The sequence below is a fragment of the Sediminibacterium goheungense genome (assembly GCF_004361915.1).
Classification (GTDB): Bacteria; Bacteroidota; Bacteroidia; order Chitinophagales; family Chitinophagaceae; genus Sediminibacterium; species Sediminibacterium goheungense.
Window position 1 is genome coordinate 483,143 of the sequence record NZ_SNWP01000011.1, and the last position, 17,765, is coordinate 500,907.

Below are 17,765 nucleotides of genomic sequence, written 5' to 3' on the forward strand. Positions count from 1 at the left end.
TCATGATAAAAAACCCTTGCTGATGCAGGGGTTTTTATTTTAGTACTCAAATTCAGTATATGTCAGACAGTACAAAACATACCAACAGGCTAATCCATGAAACGAGTCCGTATTTATTACAACATGCGCATAATCCTGTAAACTGGTATCCCTGGGGAGAAGAGGCGTTGGCACTTTCTAAAAAAGAAGATAAGCCCATATTGGTAAGTATCGGTTATGCTGCCTGTCATTGGTGTCATGTAATGGAGCGGGAGAGTTTTGAAGATGAAGCTACGGCGGCCATCATGAATAAGTATTTCATCAATATCAAAATCGATCGTGAAGAAAGACCCGATCTGGATCATATTTATATGGATGCTGTACAGGCCATGACAGGAAGCGGCGGATGGCCATTGAATGTGTTTCTCACACCAGACACCAAACCCTTTTACGGGGGTACATATTTTCCGCCGGTGAGGGCGCATAACAGGCCTTCATGGAGAGAAGTACTCGAAGGGTTATACAAAGCTTATACTGAAAAGAGAGAAGAAATTAACCAGCAGGCAGAGAAACTTACACAACACCTGCGCAGCTCCAATTCATTTGGTTTGCAGGTAAATACAGCAGACTGGATCAAAGCCACTGAAACGATTGAAAATATCGCGGCTAATATGTTGAAACAGGCCGATACCGAATGGGGTGGTTTTGGGCATGCACCCAAGTTTCCTCAAACCCAAACCATCCGTTATCTGTTAAGGCATTTTCATTTTCAGGGTGATGAAGCGGCTAAAAAACAGGCATTGCTCAGTCTTGATAAAATGATTGATGGAGGTATTTACGACCAGTTAGGAGGTGGTTTTGCAAGGTACAGTACCGATACAGAATGGCTGGCACCGCATTTTGAGAAAATGCTCTATGACAATGCATTGATCGTAATGGCGATGTGTGAAGCTTATGCCTTAACAAAAGACGCTAAATATGCCAGGGCTATTCGGGAAACACTCTTATTTGTGGAAAATGAATTGATGCATCCGGATGGGGGTTTTTATAGTGCACTGGATGCAGACAGTGAAGGGGTGGAAGGGAAATTTTATACCTGGTCGAAGAAAGAAATAGAAGAAGTGCTGGGTGAGGATGCAGCACTTTTTTGTGCCTATTATGATGTAACAGAAGAAGGTAATTGGGAAGAAACCAATATTTTAAGGGTATGTACGCAGCCAGCTGAGTTTGCGGAAGCACATGGGCTTACAGAAGCCGAATGGCTGAGGAAAGCCGATACCCTAAAAAACAAACTCAGGCAACGCCGCAACCAAAGGGTGCGTCCATTATTAGACGATAAGCATTTGTTGGGATGGAATGCATTGATGAATACGGCCTATGGACAGGCATATGCCATATTGGGCGAGAGCCGGTATCGGTTAATAGCCGAAAAAAATATCGTTTTTCTGGAGCAGTCGTTGTCAAATAGCGCTGATGGCAAATGGATGCATGCCTGTAAAGAAGGGAAAGCCCATATACCGGCTTTTCTGGATGATTATGCATGCCTGATACAGGCGTATATACAATTACAGGAAATAACAGGTAATGCATCCTACCTGCTAAAGGCCCAAACCCTGCTTGAAGGGGTGAACCTGCATTTTAGTGAGGCGAAAACCGGATTCTATTTTTATACCATGGAAGGTCAGTCGGATATTATTGTAAGGAAGAAAGAAGTATACGATGGGGCCACACCCAGTGGTAATGCACTGATGGCCGCCAACCTCCAGTATCTGGGAAGGGTTTTCGACAGGAAAGACTGGCTAGACAGGATGAATCGTATGCTTGCAGGACTGGGTATGGCCATTGTAAAATACCCCACTTCCTTCGGGTTATGGGCCATGGTTATGCAGGCTGAACTGGCAGGCTGGAAGGAAGTAGCCCTTATGGGACCGGGAGCGGGGGCCTACCTTCCTGCTGTGTTGGAAAAGTATGTACCCAATAAAATAGTTCAGACAGAAGAAACTAAAGAGGGGGATTTCCCGTTATTAGCAGGAAAAATGCCTGAGGACGGGACCATAAGACTATACATCTGCCAGAATTTTAGCTGTAGTGATTATACTACTGATAAAATAATTGATTTTTTAGCAAATGTGTAACAAGAATTACGGTAATTTGCTGGCTGACAGTGGCTTCAAGCCCATATCAGTTCGTGAAAACAAAACCGGAACATTACTGAGTTCAATCTTTACCCGCCTTGTGAAATTATTGGTTTTTCAATTCGAAAACTGTAGTTCGCTACAGTTCTAAACTTATATTTGTCACTGTCATAAATCAGTTTGATCAGATGAAAGGTTATTTAACTACTATTACCCTGGCCGTATTCACGCTAAGCATGAGTTCGTGTTTTCTGAATAAAGGCAAAAAGTCGAAGGGGTTACCAGACGATGGTATGTTACATGGAGTAGCACCAACAGCCAGGCCCAGTATGACTATCCCTCCTAACATGGTGTATATCCCACCCGGAACCTTTCATATGGGACCAAGCGATGAGGATATCAGTTTCAATTATACCAACAGGAACAGATCTATGTCTATTCCTGGTTTCTGGATGGATGCTACTGAAATTACCAATGACCAGTATCGTCAGTATGTAAACTGGGTACGTGACTCGCTTACTTATAAAATACTCTTTGGTGGTGGCATCAATAAGGAAGATGATACTTCTGCGGTTGACTGGAAGAAAATGAAAACCGTGAAGTACGACAAAGCCACTATTGAAAAACTCAATGAACTGAACCTCGCTCCCGATAACCGTTTATTTGGCAGAAATGAAATTGACCCGGGCAAACTGAAATACAAGGTTGAATATTTCAATCTGGCTGAAGCTGCCAAGCGCGAGAATGCCGACAGACCCCGTAAAGACTTTATTGTTAAGTATGACGAGAAAGTATATCCAGACACATTGGTATGGATCAGAGATTTCTCTTATTCTTATAATGAACCCATGACCAAACGCTATTTTGCGCACCCTTCTTATGGTAAATACCCTGTTGTAGGGGTAACCTGGAAGCAGGCTGTAGCTTTCTGTCATTGGAGAACGCATATCCAGAATGCCAAGTTTGAGCAGAAGAAAATAGCGGTAGATGGTGATTATCGTTTACCAAGTGAAGCCGAATGGGAATATGCAGCTCGTGGTGGTAGAACCAATTCTATGTATCCCTGGGGTAACTATTACCTGAGAAATAAAAAGGGCTGTCTGCTGGCCAACTTCAAACCCGGTCGTGGTAATTATCCTGAAGATGGTGGTTTCTATACGGTGAAAGCTGATGCTTACTGGGCCAATGACTATGGCTTATATAATATGTCAGGCAACGTAGCCGAGTGGACCGGTTCTTATTTCTATGAAGGTTCTTACAATTTTATGTCAGACCTCAGTCCTGATGTAAGAATTGAAGCAGCCGATTCAGACCTGCCCCGTATGAAGCGTAAAGTGGTACGTGGTGGTAGCTGGAAAGACATTGCTTATTATCTGCAGGTGAGCACACGTAACTATGAATACCAGGATACAGCAAAATCTTATATCGGTTTCCGTTGTGTAATTGACCTCGCTCCAAAATCAAAAAGATAAAACGATCTCGCCTAAGGCGAGCCCCTCAAAACTTAAAAAAACTAAATTCAATATTATGGCCTCAGGTGTTTCTCCCGCTACTAATCGAATTGTAAACGTAATTGTATGTTTAGGTGCCTCAGTGGTAATCTTTGGTGCTATGGCAAAAATTCTTCACCTGTCATGGGCCGACTGGGCACTGAAGATTGGTCTGACTACCGAGGCGCTAATCTTTGTTGTATATGCTATTTTGCCCCCGCCCGATATGGGTGCACCGGCACCGGTAGCGGTTGCTGCAGGTAACCCGGCTTTAAAAAGCCTGGATGACATGTTACAACAGGCAGATATTACTCCTGCCAACCTCTCTAAACTGAGTGCTAATTTTCAGAAATTAGGTACCACCGTAGAAAATATGGGAGAGATCAGCAATGTGGTAAAATCTACCGGCGATTTCTCTGCTAAAACTCAGGAAGCTACTGCTGCATTATCTGCTGTAGCGGGAGCAGTAAATAGTGCTACACAATCACTGGCTGGTTTCAATGCAGCTTCTGAAGGCACCAAACAGTTTCATGATCAGGTTCAGGTATTAACCAAAAACCTGTCATCACTCAATACCATTTATGAACTGGAATTACAGGAAAGCAACAATCACCTGAAAGCCCTGAATCAATTCTATGGTAAACTGGCACAGGCATCTGCTGCTATGTCTAGCAGTGCAGATGACGCCATGAAAGCAAAAGAGCAGATTGCTGCATTGGCCAACAACCTGGGTAAACTGAATCAGGTGTATGGCAATATGCTCACTGCAATGCAGGGCCGTGCATAAACCTGGTGTATCCAGATGAAACCTATTAAAAACAGTATTGAAAATTTAAGATAAATGGCTTTACCAAAGGAACCGCGGCAGAAGATGATTAACATGATGTACCTGGTGTTAACAGCACTATTGGCACTGAATGTATCATCTGAAATTCTGAACGCATTTAAAACGGTAGACAGGAGCCTGGTTACAGCGAGTGGTATAGTGGAGAAGAAAAATGAGGAAGTATTCAGGTCGTTCCAGGCAAAAATAGAAGATCCGAAAACCAGGGAAAAAGCCATGCTGTGGCTGCCTAAGGCACAACAGGCAAAAAAACTGGCCGCTGATATATATACTTATATGGAGGCACTGAAAAAAGAACTGAAGGAAGAATCAGGTCTTACTATCGGTGAGGATGGGAAAGAATCTTATAAAGAAGATAACCTGGATGCTGCTACCAGAATGTTTATTTCTGAGCCACCTAACGGAAAAGGAAAAGGTAAGGAACTGTTTGATAAGCTAACAGCTTTCAAAAAACAGTTACTGGAAATTGATCCTGATATGGCGAAAGAAATAGCAGCATCATTGCCACTGGATCTTACACCACTCCCTACCAGCAGCGAAGCAGGTAAGGGTGACTGGGCTTATGGATACTTTCACATGACGCCTACTGTGGCTGCCATTACCATTCTGAGTAAGTTTCAGAATGATGTAAAGAACAGTGAATCACAGGCAGTAGAATATTGTCATCGTCAGATTGGTCAGGTAGAACTGATTTATGATGAATTCCAGGCTTTTGCAGGTACCAACTCTCAGTACCTGATGCCGGGTGAAGAACTGGTGATTACAGCAGGTATCGGTGCTTTTAGTAAAGCAGCCAAACCAACGATTACTGTAGATGGTGCAGCCGTTCCGTTAAATGCGGAAGGTGCTGCTGAGTATAAAACACGCGTAAGCAATTCGGGTGCAGGTGTAAAGAAAGTTCGTATTTCTTACCTGAAACCCGACGGAACTTCTGCCGTTGTAGAAAAAGAAGTACGTTATACAGTAGGTGTACCTTCTGGTCTGGTGGTTTCGACCGATAAAACCCGTGTGTTTTATCAGGGACTCGATAACGTATTAAGTGTAACCGGCGGTGGTGGTGATGAGAAAGTAAAAGTAAATATTGAAGGTACCAATGTTACCATGCGTAAAGAAGGTGCCGGACAATATATAGTAGTGCCACAACAACTCGGCACAGTAGTAGTAAATGCAACTGACGGGAAAAATACACAGCGTATCAATATTCCTGTAAAAAGGGTTCCTGATCCGATTGCTATTGTAGGTGGAAGTGCAGGTGGTACTATGAACGCAAACGTATTCCGAGTACAGAAAGGAGTAATTGCTGATTTACGTGATTTCGTTTTTGAAGGTGTAAAATTCGAAGTACTGAGTTATATGCTGATTTGTACCGGTAAAGGTTTTGATGAGCCTGAGTTTGCAGAAGTAAATGGTCCTTCGTTTAGCGGAGACGCCATGAACCTCATCAAGCGTTGTCAGCCGGGTACAACAGTAACCATTGGTGAAATCAAACTGAAGCAACCAGGTGGTGGAACCAGGAAAATAGATCAGAACATTACATTCATCTTGCAATAAAGCAGTGATTATGAAATGAGCCATAACCCATGTTGATTATAAAAGCAAGGTTTATTGGCGAATTACATGTGACCAGAATCAATAAAAGAGAACACATGAAAAAGACATTTTTATTGTGCGTAACGGTTTCATTGCTGGCGGGTACCACCGCCATGGCACAGTTTAACCTGGGCAACAGGAACAATAATAACCGTCCGAAAGCCGACTCGGCTAATAAAGCTAATACAGCTACTACAGGGCGTGATACTACGAAACCTGCTGCTAAACCCGCTGTGAACCCAGCTACTGTTAAACCTACCAAAACAATCGATACTACGATTGTAGGTGGTTTTGGAGAAGTGATTCCCAGAAGTTTACGTAATGAAACAGCAGCCGACCGTAGCCAGACGCGTGAAAAACGTCCGCTGGAATATGAACACCTGCGTGAAGATGATCAGTTATTCAGTGAATTTATCTGGCGAGAAATTGATGCCCGTGAAAAAGTAAACCAGGCATTTATGTATCCCGGTAAGGATGATATGGGCGACCAGCGTTTCTTCTCCATCATGCTGAGTGCTATTAAAAACGACAGCGTTATGGCTTTCTCTGCAGAAGGAGGCGACGACCGTTTTACCAAGCCCCTGAGCTATGATGATATTATGAAAATGCTGAAAGGCCGTCTGGATACCCAACTGGTACAGAATGCCGATAACCCGAATGTGGTGGATACAGCGGTGATCTATGATACCAAATTTGCACCCAACCCGGATTCTATTTATACATTCCGTGTAAAAGAGCAGTGGATATTCGATAAAGAAGCCAGCCGTATGTTTGTACGTATACTGGGTATTGCACCGGTAGCCAAACTGATCATTAACGGGAAATCAACCCCCAGAACCCTTTTCTGGATTTATTACCCTGAAATGCGTAAAACGCTGACCAAGTACAATGTGTACAATCCGAAGAACTATGCGGGTCGTATGACCTGGGAAGAGCTGTTTGAAAGCCGGTTTTTCTCCAGTTATATCGTAAAAACCAGCTCTAATAACCCAAGTGACCGCTTCCTGGCAGCACTGATCAAAGACCCACTGTTCCGCTTACTGGAAGGTGAAAACATTAAGGAACGCCTGTTTAACTTTGAACAGGACGTGTGGCAGTATTAATTAGCGTATGAACTATGGCTGATAGCTTATAGTAAGAGATAACTTAATCGAAAAAGGAGCCCCCGGGGCTCCTTTTTCGATTAAAAAAAGCTTATATTATATTTTTTGAGCAAGGATTATTGGTAAATTCAGGGGAATGCTTAACTTTACCACGGTTTTTCATAGGATATTGGATTTTAAAAACGGGGTTGGATTTCTATCCTGACCCCTTTTTTATTTTTAATCCATTCCCTTTTCTTCTGCAAAAGCATCCAGTAAGATGCTGGCTTTCTTCAGGCCGATTACTTTCACCAGTGCTTCTTTTTCAGCCTCACGGATATTTTTCACTGATTTAAACACTTTTAATAAAGCATCGATTGTTTGTTTGCCGATTCCGTTGATGTTTTCCAACTCATTTTTAAACGTTCCGCGTGATCTTTGGTTGCGATGAAAAGTAATACCAAAGCGATGCACTTCATCACGAATACGGCGAACCAATTTTAAACTATCGCTATCCCATGGTAACTTGATAGAAGCGGTATCTCCCGCAAAGAAAATTTCCTCTTCATTTTTGGCAAGTCCTACCAGGGTAAGCTTACCGGTGAGTCCCAGCTCATGAATACTCTCCATGGCGGCACTTAACTGCCCCTTACCGCCATCAATAATAACCAGTTGAGGTAAGGGCAGGTCTTCTGTTTGTAAGCGTTTATACCTTCTGAACACCACTTCTTTCATCGTGGCAAAATCATTGATGCCCTGCACGGTTTTTACATTGTAATGACGGTAGTCTTTTTTACTTGGCAGGCCGTCTCTGAAACATACCATAGCAGAAACCGGATAAGCCCCCTGAAAGTTGGAGTTATCAAAACATTCAATGTGCACAGGTACTTCCTGTAAGTGTAAGTAGGATTGTAATTCGTACAAAACTTTTTTCTTTTCTATATCGGAACTGCCTTCGAGGTGGAGTATTTTTTTTCTTCTAAGCTCTTCTTTGAAATAGTTTACATTTTTCACTGCCAGATCGAGCAACTTCTTTTTATCTCCAGCTTTTGGTATGGTAATCGTAATCTCCGTATCGGGATACTCGATTTCAAAAGGCACTATGATTTCAGTAGCCATGCTGTTGAAGTCGTTTCTGATTCGGTTCACGGCAAAGCTCAGTACTTCTTCTTCTGTTTCCTCCAGTTTGGTTTCGAGTGGAACCGTATGCGTTTGTACAATGGTACCGTTCGAAACCATGAGATAGCTTACATAAGCCAGTTCATCATCTTTTAGTATAGCAAAAACATCCAGACTACTCAAATGTCTGCTCACAATCACAGAACGGGCCTGGTAGCTTTCGAGGTGTTCAATCTTTTTACGCATCAGCTCAGCTTTCTCAAATTCCAGTGCCGAAGCATGCTGCTGCATCTGTGCTTTAAAATGTGTGATGACAGAACCCAGGTTACCTTTTAAAATATTACGAACCTGCTGTAAGCCTTCTGCATAAGCCAGGGCATCCTGTAACCCTTCACAAGGACCCTTACAATTGCCGAGGTGGTACTCCAGACAAACCTTAAACTTGCCCTTCTGAATATTATGCTCTGTAAGGTTGAGTTTACAGGTGCGCAAGGGAATATATTGTCTGATAAAGGAAATCAGTTCGCGTACCTTACCGGCAGAGGTAAAAGGACCCAGGTATTCAGAACCATCGTTTATTTTTTTCCGGGTAAGAAAAATCCGCGGAAAGGGTTCTTTTTTAATAACGATATATGGATAGGTCTTATCGTCTTTCAGGTTGATATTAAAACGAGGCTGGTATTCTTTAATGAGAGAATTCTCCAGTAAAAAAGCATCCTGTTCCGAATCTACAATAGTGAACTCAATTTTTCTGATGCGTTGGACCAGTTCATGGGTTTTATAAGTAGTAAAGGTTTTGGAGAAGTAGGAACTTACTCTTTTGCGCAGGTCCTTGGCTTTTCCTACATATAATAAAACATCGTCTGCATCATAATATTTATAAATGCCGGGTTGGTGTGGAATGGTATGTGCACGTTGCTGAAACTCCTGTTGTGTCATAATGGCTCCTTCATTCTCCGTCTGAACGGTTTCCCCATCTTACTTCCGTTAATTCTTCTTTTATCGTTTTTCCGATGCTGATTGTTCGATTGATCTGAAAACTTTTAAAAGCATACCAGTTGTGTCTTTCCTGAATACTGGTATCGCCTTTTGTGGTGAATGAACGGATGAATATACGTTTTACCTGATTGCTTTGTTCATCCAAAAGAATATCTACACCCTGAACGGGCATTTCTTTGTCAACTGCTGTATAGCTCAGGGTATAACTGTTGGTGCCAGCATCCTGGAAAACAGTTTCTCGGTAATGTTTTTTACGATCAGGTGAGCTGATATCCTTTTGAAGAAACTCATCTACATATTTGATAAAAGATTCAACACTTAAAGTGCCTGAATCAGTATCATCATTCATCCTTATTGCATAATAGATCGGTTTCTTAAAAAACTTCACCTGATTCAGCTGTTCTTCATAAAAACTTGTAGTAGAAAAAAAATGTGTGCTATCGGGTGAGGCCTGAATGGCAGTATCAGGTGTTTTCGTATCCCCGCAGGAGAAAGTCATAGCACCTATCAGTAAATAAATAACCAGCTGTATTCTCATGTTGTAAAATTATTCAAACCAGATGTAAAAAAGCCATCCAGCTCAGGGCAGGATGGCTTTTTATAAGAGAAGCTAGTTTGGGTTTATTGTAAAGCCTTGGTAAGGCCAATACGCAATCCGTAGTCTAACAGGTATTCTTTGATTGGATACTTGTTAGAATAAGTGGGCAGGTGCTGGTAACGTACCTGCGGACCAAGCTGCCATGTTGTTTTACCGGCTGTATAGGTGAGGTTAAAACCTACATTGGTATTGATGTTCCATTTTCTTACAAAATCATTGCCGTCTGCATAGTGTCTGTAATCGGTAGAGAGCAGGTACACATTTTTATTGAGGTTCAAAGTAGGTTGTACAGAAGCTTCTGCATTCATACCGATCTGTTTGCCTCTTAATACCTGCCATTGTAAACCAATAGGTACAGACAGTTGGTATACTTTATTGGCAAGTTCTGTTTCCTTATAACCTACATTGTTATTGTAAGGAGAATAGCGGGTAATATTTTCAATACCATTAAAGTTAATGAGCGAAATGGTAGCTCTGTCATATGTGCTCGACTGGAAAGTTTCGATCTGGTAATGACGGATATTCAGTTGTACACCTGTTTTCAGTTTCAGGCGATCGCTGATATTGTATAAAACGGCAAATCCAATTTCCATACCTACTGCAGGGCGATGGCGTACTACCTGATTAATATTGGCGGGCTGGTTAAGTGGTGCATTTACTGGCAAAGCTGATGTAGCAGGCTGAACAAGATCCTTCACTTTTTCATCAGACAATCTGCGATAGCTGGTAGAAGGTGTGATATAAAACTGAAATCCGAATTTGGATAGTTTTCTGCCTGTCAGTTTTTTCACAGAAGAAATTGGATTGTTCTTGCCGGAAATATTTTTTGCAGGCTCGCTTTCTTCCTGTGTTTCAATAGCTGTTTCTGCATTTTCGAGCTCAGTTCTGGCTGCTATACTATTACTGATAGCAGTTGTATTTTCTTTGTCTTCAGAAACCTGGAGTGTTGTATGTATACCATTTGCAGGAACCGGATGCAAGGACTGAATATTCCGCATGTTTTTAGTTGCGTTAGTATTGAGTCTGGTAAATTCATTATTGATCGAAATGGTGGTACCTGGTGTAAGTTTATTCGCTGTTGCAACCATTAATTCGCTATCATTTCCGGTATCAAGTTTTGCAATGGTATTGGTGTTTATAGAAGTAGGTGCCAGTGTATGAAAATACTGTCTGCTCTTTTCCGTGGCGGCATGGTTGGCTGCAATAGCAGCCTGCTGGCTGGTTGCCAGATTGGGCACCGATAAAGGCTGCAGGTGAATATTTTGCTGTTGTGTGCTCAGTACCGTACTAAGGGTAAGTGCCGTAATAATAAAAACAGAAATAAAAGTGAGTGCCGGCCATGAACGGTATCCATGCAGTTCCGTACGTATGTTACTCCATACATGATCCGATGGGTACATACGGTGCTGTTTTACTTCATCTTGTAAAAACTGCTCAAACTCGTCCTGGTACTTATTGCTATCCATAATACACAGCAGCTACGATTTATTAAATGCGGCAAGCCACTGAAAATCCTGTTTTGGTGCTTCAATGATCTTTTTACGGATCAAAATATTTTCCAGCATTGCTTTGGCCCGGGTGTACTGACTACGGCTCGTACTTTCCTCAATGTCCAGCATCATGCCTATTTCTTTATGACTATACCCTTCCAGTGCATACAGGTTTAAAACCGTACGGTACCCAACCGGTAATAAACGTATACACTCAATAATCTGCCGGGCCTGCATGATAGATGGTACGGTTTCTTCTTTCACATGTACCGAATCGGCATAACTGATATCCAGACTTTCATTGAACTTTTTATGTTTCTTTAGAAAGTTGATACAGGTATGAACAATGATCCGTCTGATCCATCCTTCAAAGGCACCTTTGTTCTGGAATGTATGTATCTGGGTAAATACTTTAATGAACCCTTCCTGCAGCATATCCTCCGCATCTTCGCGGTTGGGTGCAAAACGGTAACACACACTCAGCATTTTTGGGCTGAACCGGTTATACAACTCGCGCTGAGCGGCAGCGTCGTTTTGTAAACAGCCTGCAATAATAGCCTGCTCCGTCATGAAGGGGTAAAATAGTTTACCCTAAATATAGACATATTTTGCCTTTCGATGCTGCATTGTAGAATCGATTTGTATCTATTTATCTATTAAGAAAGGATAAAATCCGGTGTTGAGCGGATGAAAATTGCGCAAAAATGGATATTTTTCATTTAAATCACTGATTTTCAAAGCCCTATTTAAGCCCTGCCTATGGAAGACAATGTTACCCTGCTATCAGCCGGTTCAACAGAAAATATGACCGCAGAACCGCTGCCGCCATCAACAGGTCTGGCTCCTTATACAGGGCCATGGACAGAAGCGGAAGTGATTCACTTACTCAAACGCTGTACGTTTGGGGCCAAACGTAGTGATATAGCTTATTTCAGGTCACTCACCTGTGCCCAGGCGGTGGATGCATTGTTAACCATTCCACCGGATGCACCTGCGCCACCAGTAAAGGAATATGCAACGCCTACTAATGCTACTACTCCTGATACCAACATTCTCCAGGGCAATACATGGGTAAATGATCCCAATACTGATGGTACAGTAGCCAGTTTGCGAAGGGCTTCTTTTAAAAAATGGTGGATGGGACAAATGATAAAACAGGACAGCAATATCCGCGAGAAAATGACACTGTTCTGGCACAATCATTTTGCTACAGAGAGTACCGATATCAATGCCCAGTTTGTATACAAGCACCATGCATTGCTTCGCAGTTATGCAATCGGTAATTTTAAATCACTGGTAAAAGCCGTAACACTCGACCCTGCCATGTTGGTGTACCTGAACGGACAACTTAACCAGGCGGTAGCACCGGATGAAAACTATGGGAGAGAATTGCAGGAGCTTTTCTGCTGCGGAAAAGGCCCCGGTTCACAGTATACAGAAGAAGATGTACAGGAAGCCGCAAGGGTATTAACCGGATGGCGCAATAATGCGAATACGATTTCTTCTTTTTATGACAATAACAGGCATGATAAAAAAAATAAGCAGTTCTCTTCATTTTATAACAATACCATCATCACAGGTAAAAATGGTCCAACAGCAGGCGAGGAAGAACTGGATGAACTGTTGAATATGATTTTTGCTACCAATGAAGTGGCAGAATATATGTGCAGAAGACTGTATCGCTGGTTTGTGTACTACGATATTGATGATATGGTTGAAAACAATATCATTAAACCACTGGCTGTACTATTTCGTAATGCCAATTATGAAGTGGCGCCTGTATTGCGTACACTTTTGATGAGCGAACATTTTTTTGATATTCTTTCACGTGGCTGCCAGATAAAAAGTCCGGTTGATCTGGTGGTGGGTATGTGTCGTGAATTTGAAATTCCTTTTCAACCCGATACGGAATACATTACCAATTATGGTCACTGGAACTATCTGGTTACCCAATGCAGTAATCTTCAACAAAACATCGGAGATCCACCGGATGTAAGTGGATGGAAAGCGTATTACCAGGAACCCCAGTTCTATGAAATATGGATCAACAGTGATACGCTTCCCAAGCGTAATCAGTTTACCGATACTATGGTAACCAATGGTTATACCTTTTCAGGAACAAAAATGATCATTGATGGTGCAGCACTGGCGAAAACATTCAGCAATCCCGGCGACCCCAATCAGCTGATCAATGATTTTACAAAACTCATGTACCGGATTGATTTATCAGACGCTTCAAAAGCACAGATCAAGAAAGATATATTGCTTGGAGGGCAGTCGCAGGATTATTACTGGACCAATGCATGGGATCAGTTTGTGAATAATCCGGGCGATATGGCCAATACCACCACAGTGCGTAATTATATACGTGATCTGCTGAAATATTTAATGAACCTCGCAGAGTACCAACTCGCTTAAAACCTAACAAAATGCGAAGAAGAGATTTTTTACGCAATGCTGCACCCGCCGGTGTGATGCTGCCATCGCTGATCAATGGCATGACGGTAAAAGCTTTTGGTGCAGAGTCATTACTCATGCAGGGTTTATTCCCACCCACCACCGAAACAGATCACGTATTGGTTATTATTCAGCTAAATGGTGGGAATGACGGATTGAATACAGTAATTCCGCTGGAGTATTTTCCCAATTATATCCGGGCCCGCTCAAACATGTATATACCACAACAGAAAGTGTTAACTCTGGAGGGCACGAATAAAGTGGGACTGCATCCATCAATGACAGGTATGCAGTCATTATTCAATGACGGTAAAATGAGTGTGATTCATTCTGTGGGTTATCCGCAACCCAATTTTTCTCATTTCCGGGCCACTGATATCTGGATGAGTGCGAGCGATAGTAAAGAAGTGGTGAACAGCGGATGGACAGGCCGATACCTGAATTATGAATACCCGAATTTTCCGAATGGTTATCCAAACAGTACAATGCCGGATCCGCTGGCTATTCAGATCGGATCAACTACCTCACTTGCCTTGCAGGGGCCGGCAGTGAGTATGGGTATGAGTATATCGAATCCGAATAATTTTTATAACCTTATCAGTGGTGTGCAGGACCCTGCACCCAATACACCCGCAGGGAAAGAACTTACTTATATAAGAAAAGTAGCACAACAAACCACGGAATACGCCGAAAGCATCAAAGCAGCATCAGCAAAAGTTACGCAGCAGGCACCCTATCCGAATAATTCACTCGCATCACAGTTAAAGATTGTGGCACGTTTGGTGGCAGGCGGACTCAAAACAAGGATTTACATGGTAAGTTATGGCGGTTTTGATACACATTCTGCACAGGTGAATTCAACTGATACCACCACGGGTACACATGCCAACCTTCTGAAAAATGTAAGCGACTCTATCAAAGCATTTCAGGATGATTTGAAATTGCAGCAGGTAGAAGACAGGGTTGTGGGTATGACTTTCTCTGAATTCGGGAGAAGAATAAAAAGTAATGGAAGTATCGGCACAGATCATGGTTCGGCAGCACCCATGTTTGTATTTGGTAAAAATGTGGATGCCAGTGTAATTGGTGATACGCCAAATATTCCGGTAACGGCCAGTTTTAATGATAACCTGCCTTTTCAATACGACTTCAGAAGTGTGTATGCTACTTTGTTGAATAAGTGGTTATGTGTAGATGCAAAGGATCTGGATCAGATTATGCTGAAAAATTTTCAGACACTGCCTATTATCAATTCATTGGCTTGTAATAAATCAGTGAATTTATCTGGTGAAAGTTTCATCACCAATTATCCCAATCCTTTCACAAATAATACCAATATCAGCTTTAAAACGACCGGTGGGCATACTTTGATTCAGGTAATGGATACCATGGGAAGGGTTATTGCCAGTGTTACAGACCGGGAATATGAAGCGGGTAACTATAATGTGGTCTTCGATGGATCGCGTTTACCGCCGGGTATTTACTATGCCCGTTTTCAGAATCTAACCCTGCAGCAGGTAAGAACCATGATCAAAGTGAGATAAAAATCGGCGAAATTTTTGCAACAATGATGTAAAAATTAAGATAAAACCTCTATTTTTACAACGTTGTTTCAAAAAATCACATATCGCCCTTTCATTTATCTGCTTTTTACCTTTCTTTCTATCGTAAAGGCCGAAGGGCAATGCACGCTTCTTTTTTCAGGTAAAGTCATGGATGCGGATACGCGCTTGCCCTTGACCAGTGCAAAAGTGGAGATACCTGCCCTTAAAATAACAACACTTACAGATAAGGAGGGTAATTTTCGAATTGCGGGCATTTGTGCCGGTAACTACGATGTGTACATTTCGCATGTAAGTTGCAGCCCATTAACAGAACATCTTCATTTCAAAGACGATGTAAAGCACAATTTTTTACTGCCACATGCCAGTAATGAATTGGCAGATGTTACTGTGCGTGGTACCATTACAACCAAAGGAGCATCCATTGCACAGGATATCAAAGGAAAAGAGCTGGAAGCTCTAAGGGGACTGTCATTAGGTGAGTCATTACAAAAAATTACCGGTGTAAGCGTATTACAAACGGGATCGAATATTTATAAACCTGTTATTCATGGGTTACATAGTAACAGGGTGCTAATATTGAATAATGGTATCAGGCAGGAGGGGCAGCAATGGGGTAGTGAACATGCTCCTGAAATAGACCCCTTTGTTGCTAATCGTTTATCAGTTATCAAAGGAGCGAGTACCATTCGTTATGGTGGTGATGCAATTGGCGGTATAGTGTTGGTGGAACCTAAATTATTGCGATCTGTTCCTGGCATCAATGGAGAAATCAACCTGGTTGCATTTTCGAATAATAGGCAGGGAACTTTTTCCGCAATACTGGAAGGTAATTCAAAGAAAAATAATGCGTTCTCCTGGCGTTTACAGGGAACAGCTAAACGGGGGGGTAATGCTAAAACACCCAACTACTGGCTGGCAAATTCGGGTAATGAGGAGTTCAATGGTTCGGCGGCAGTTGGCTGGCGGTCATCAACCAAAGGAATTGATTTTTTCTACAGCATTTTTAATACCAGACTGGCCATTTTCTCTGGATCACACATTGGTAATGTAACCGATCTGATGCAGGCTATAAGCAGCAAAGAACCCCCTGATTATATCAGGAACAGAGGTTTTACCTATGTTATAGACCGGCCTTATCAGCATGTACAACATCATCTGTTTAAAACCAAAGCTTTTCGCAATACAGGTGATATTGGTAAGTTAAACCTGACACTTTCTTTTCAGCACAACTGGAGAAGAGAATACGATGTAAAGCGTTTTCAAACCAGTGCCAATGTGCCACAGCTTGATTTAAAAATGACCACAGCAGGAGCCGATCTTGTGTGGGATCATTTCAATACAGGACATTTCAGGGGAACCACAGGTATTACTGGTAGTTATCAGATTAACAGTTATACGTACCGTATGTTTATACCCAATTACCATGCATTAAATATTGGCGCATTTATAGTGGAAAAATGGAACTATAAAAAATGGTTGATCGAAGGAGGGGTGCGTTTCGATCATCGAAGTATCAACAACACCAACACCAATCTGGGTGTACAATATCCAAACCGAACCTTTAATAATGTTTCGGCCAATACAGGCATTTCTTATCAGGCAGCAGAAGGCTTACAATTTACACTCAATGGCTCTACAGCCTGGAGAGCACCACAGGTAAATGAACTGTATAGTGATGGTTTACACCATGGTGCTGCAAGAATAGAGAAAGGAGATGTGAATCTCTTACCCGAACGTGCCAACAGCGTTATATTAAACACTGTGTATACCAGAAATAAATGGCAAATTGATGCTGGTGCATACATCAAAAACATAGATAACTTTATTTATCTCTATCCTGTTTATCCGCCGGAATTAACTATACGAGGAGCTTTTCCCACATTCCGTTATGGTCAGGCACCTGTTATTATGCATGGTTTCGATGTAAGTGTTGCCTATGCCATCAGCTCTCATTTTCAGCTGGAGGGCAAATCGTCTATAGTAAGGGCCAGAAATAAACAAACAAAAGAATGGATGATTCAGATGCCCGCAGACCGTTTTGAAACGTCTTTACAGTATAGTTTGGGAGATTTGAAAAAGTGGAAAGAAACCTATATCAAACTATCTATACAGCATATTAGCCGGCAAACACGTGTACCTGCTTCCGGTAATATTCCTGTTCAGCAACCTGGTGGTGCTACTGTAATGGGGTCAGATTACTTACCACCGCCGCCTGCTTATACGTTAACAGGTATTGAAGCGGGAACTATGCTTCAGGGAAAGATGCAGAAATGGCATATAACACTTACTGTGTCCAATCTTTTTAATGTGGTGTACAGAGAATATATGAATGCCTTCCGTTATTTCTCAGATGAAATGGGAAGGAATATCGGATTGAAACTTAAAATTCCATTTGAATCAAAAAGTAAACCATAATT

12 protein-coding genes are annotated in these 17,765 nt (G+C 42.0%); 8 read left to right on the forward strand and 4 right to left on the reverse strand.

Features of this window, described 5'->3' with window-relative positions:
• Nucleotides 1-59 precede the first annotated feature (59 nt).
• The 5 genes from BC659_RS09755 to porN all read left to right on the forward strand — a co-directional run bounded on the left by BC659_RS09755 (nucleotide 60) and on the right by porN (nucleotide 7,141).
• Nucleotides 60-2,114 (forward strand): thioredoxin domain-containing protein, encoded by a 2,055-nt coding sequence (locus BC659_RS09755; protein WP_133474572.1) that lies wholly within the window; start codon nucleotides 60-62, stop codon nucleotides 2,112-2,114.
• A gap of 188 nt (nucleotides 2,115-2,302) precedes the next feature.
• Nucleotides 2,303-3,586, forward strand: a complete 1,284-nt coding sequence (gene porK / locus BC659_RS09760) for a T9SS ring complex lipoprotein PorK/GldK (protein WP_133474573.1) — start codon at nucleotides 2,303-2,305, stop codon at nucleotides 3,584-3,586.
• A gap of 55 nt (nucleotides 3,587-3,641) precedes the next feature.
• Nucleotides 3,642-4,391: a type IX secretion system motor protein PorL/GldL gene (porL, locus tag BC659_RS09765; RefSeq protein ID WP_133474574.1), complete on the forward strand. Its 750-nt coding sequence runs from the start codon at nucleotides 3,642-3,644 to the stop codon at nucleotides 4,389-4,391.
• A gap of 54 nt (nucleotides 4,392-4,445) precedes the next feature.
• Entirely contained in the window at nucleotides 4,446-5,999 is a 1,554-nt protein-coding gene (gene porM / locus BC659_RS09770; RefSeq protein WP_133474575.1) for a type IX secretion system motor protein PorM/GldM, read from the forward strand.
• 95 nt (nucleotides 6,000-6,094) lie between these two features.
• A complete protein-coding gene (gene porN, locus BC659_RS09775) occupies nucleotides 6,095-7,141 on the forward strand; it encodes a type IX secretion system ring subunit PorN/GldN (RefSeq protein WP_162847403.1) in 1,047 nt (348 codons plus the stop codon).
• Between the two features lie 219 nt (nucleotides 7,142-7,360).
• Here porN and uvrC read toward each other — a convergent pair whose 3' ends face one another.
• The 4 genes from uvrC to BC659_RS09795 all read right to left on the reverse strand — a co-directional run bounded on the left by uvrC (nucleotide 7,361) and on the right by BC659_RS09795 (nucleotide 11,896).
• On the reverse strand, nucleotides 7,361-9,178 hold the full coding sequence (gene uvrC / locus BC659_RS09780) for an excinuclease ABC subunit UvrC (RefSeq protein WP_133474577.1): 1,818 nt from the start codon (nucleotides 9,176-9,178) through the stop codon (nucleotides 7,361-7,363).
• A 10-nt stretch (nucleotides 9,179-9,188) separates the two neighbouring features.
• On the reverse strand, nucleotides 9,189-9,776 hold the full coding sequence (locus tag BC659_RS09785) for a hypothetical protein (RefSeq protein ID WP_133474578.1): 588 nt from the start codon (nucleotides 9,774-9,776) through the stop codon (nucleotides 9,189-9,191).
• An 83-nt stretch (nucleotides 9,777-9,859) separates the two neighbouring features.
• Nucleotides 9,860-11,236 carry an outer membrane beta-barrel protein gene (locus BC659_RS09790; protein ID WP_162847404.1) on the reverse strand — a complete coding sequence of 459 codons (1,377 nt, stop codon included), beginning with the start codon at nucleotides 11,234-11,236 and terminating at the stop codon, nucleotides 9,860-9,862.
• Between the two features lie 78 nt (nucleotides 11,237-11,314).
• Nucleotides 11,315-11,896 (reverse strand): RNA polymerase sigma factor, encoded by a 582-nt coding sequence (locus BC659_RS09795; RefSeq protein ID WP_133474580.1) that lies wholly within the window; start codon nucleotides 11,894-11,896, stop codon nucleotides 11,315-11,317.
• Between the two features lie 189 nt (nucleotides 11,897-12,085).
• On the opposite strand from BC659_RS09795, the gene BC659_RS09800 reads away from it, so the two are divergent.
• From BC659_RS09800 to BC659_RS09810, 3 genes are all read left to right on the forward strand, one after another.
• Entirely contained in the window at nucleotides 12,086-13,744 is a 1,659-nt protein-coding gene (locus BC659_RS09800) for a DUF1800 domain-containing protein (RefSeq protein ID WP_133474581.1), read from the forward strand.
• A gap of 11 nt (nucleotides 13,745-13,755) precedes the next feature.
• Nucleotides 13,756-15,327, forward strand: coding sequence for a DUF1501 domain-containing protein (locus tag BC659_RS09805; RefSeq protein WP_133474582.1), 1,572 nt, complete (start codon nucleotides 13,756-13,758; stop codon nucleotides 15,325-15,327).
• Between the two features lie 168 nt (nucleotides 15,328-15,495).
• Nucleotides 15,496-17,763 carry a TonB-dependent receptor gene (locus tag BC659_RS09810; RefSeq protein WP_133474583.1) on the forward strand — a complete coding sequence of 756 codons (2,268 nt, stop codon included), beginning with the start codon at nucleotides 15,496-15,498 and terminating at the stop codon, nucleotides 17,761-17,763.
• Nucleotides 17,764-17,765 lie beyond the last annotated feature (2 nt).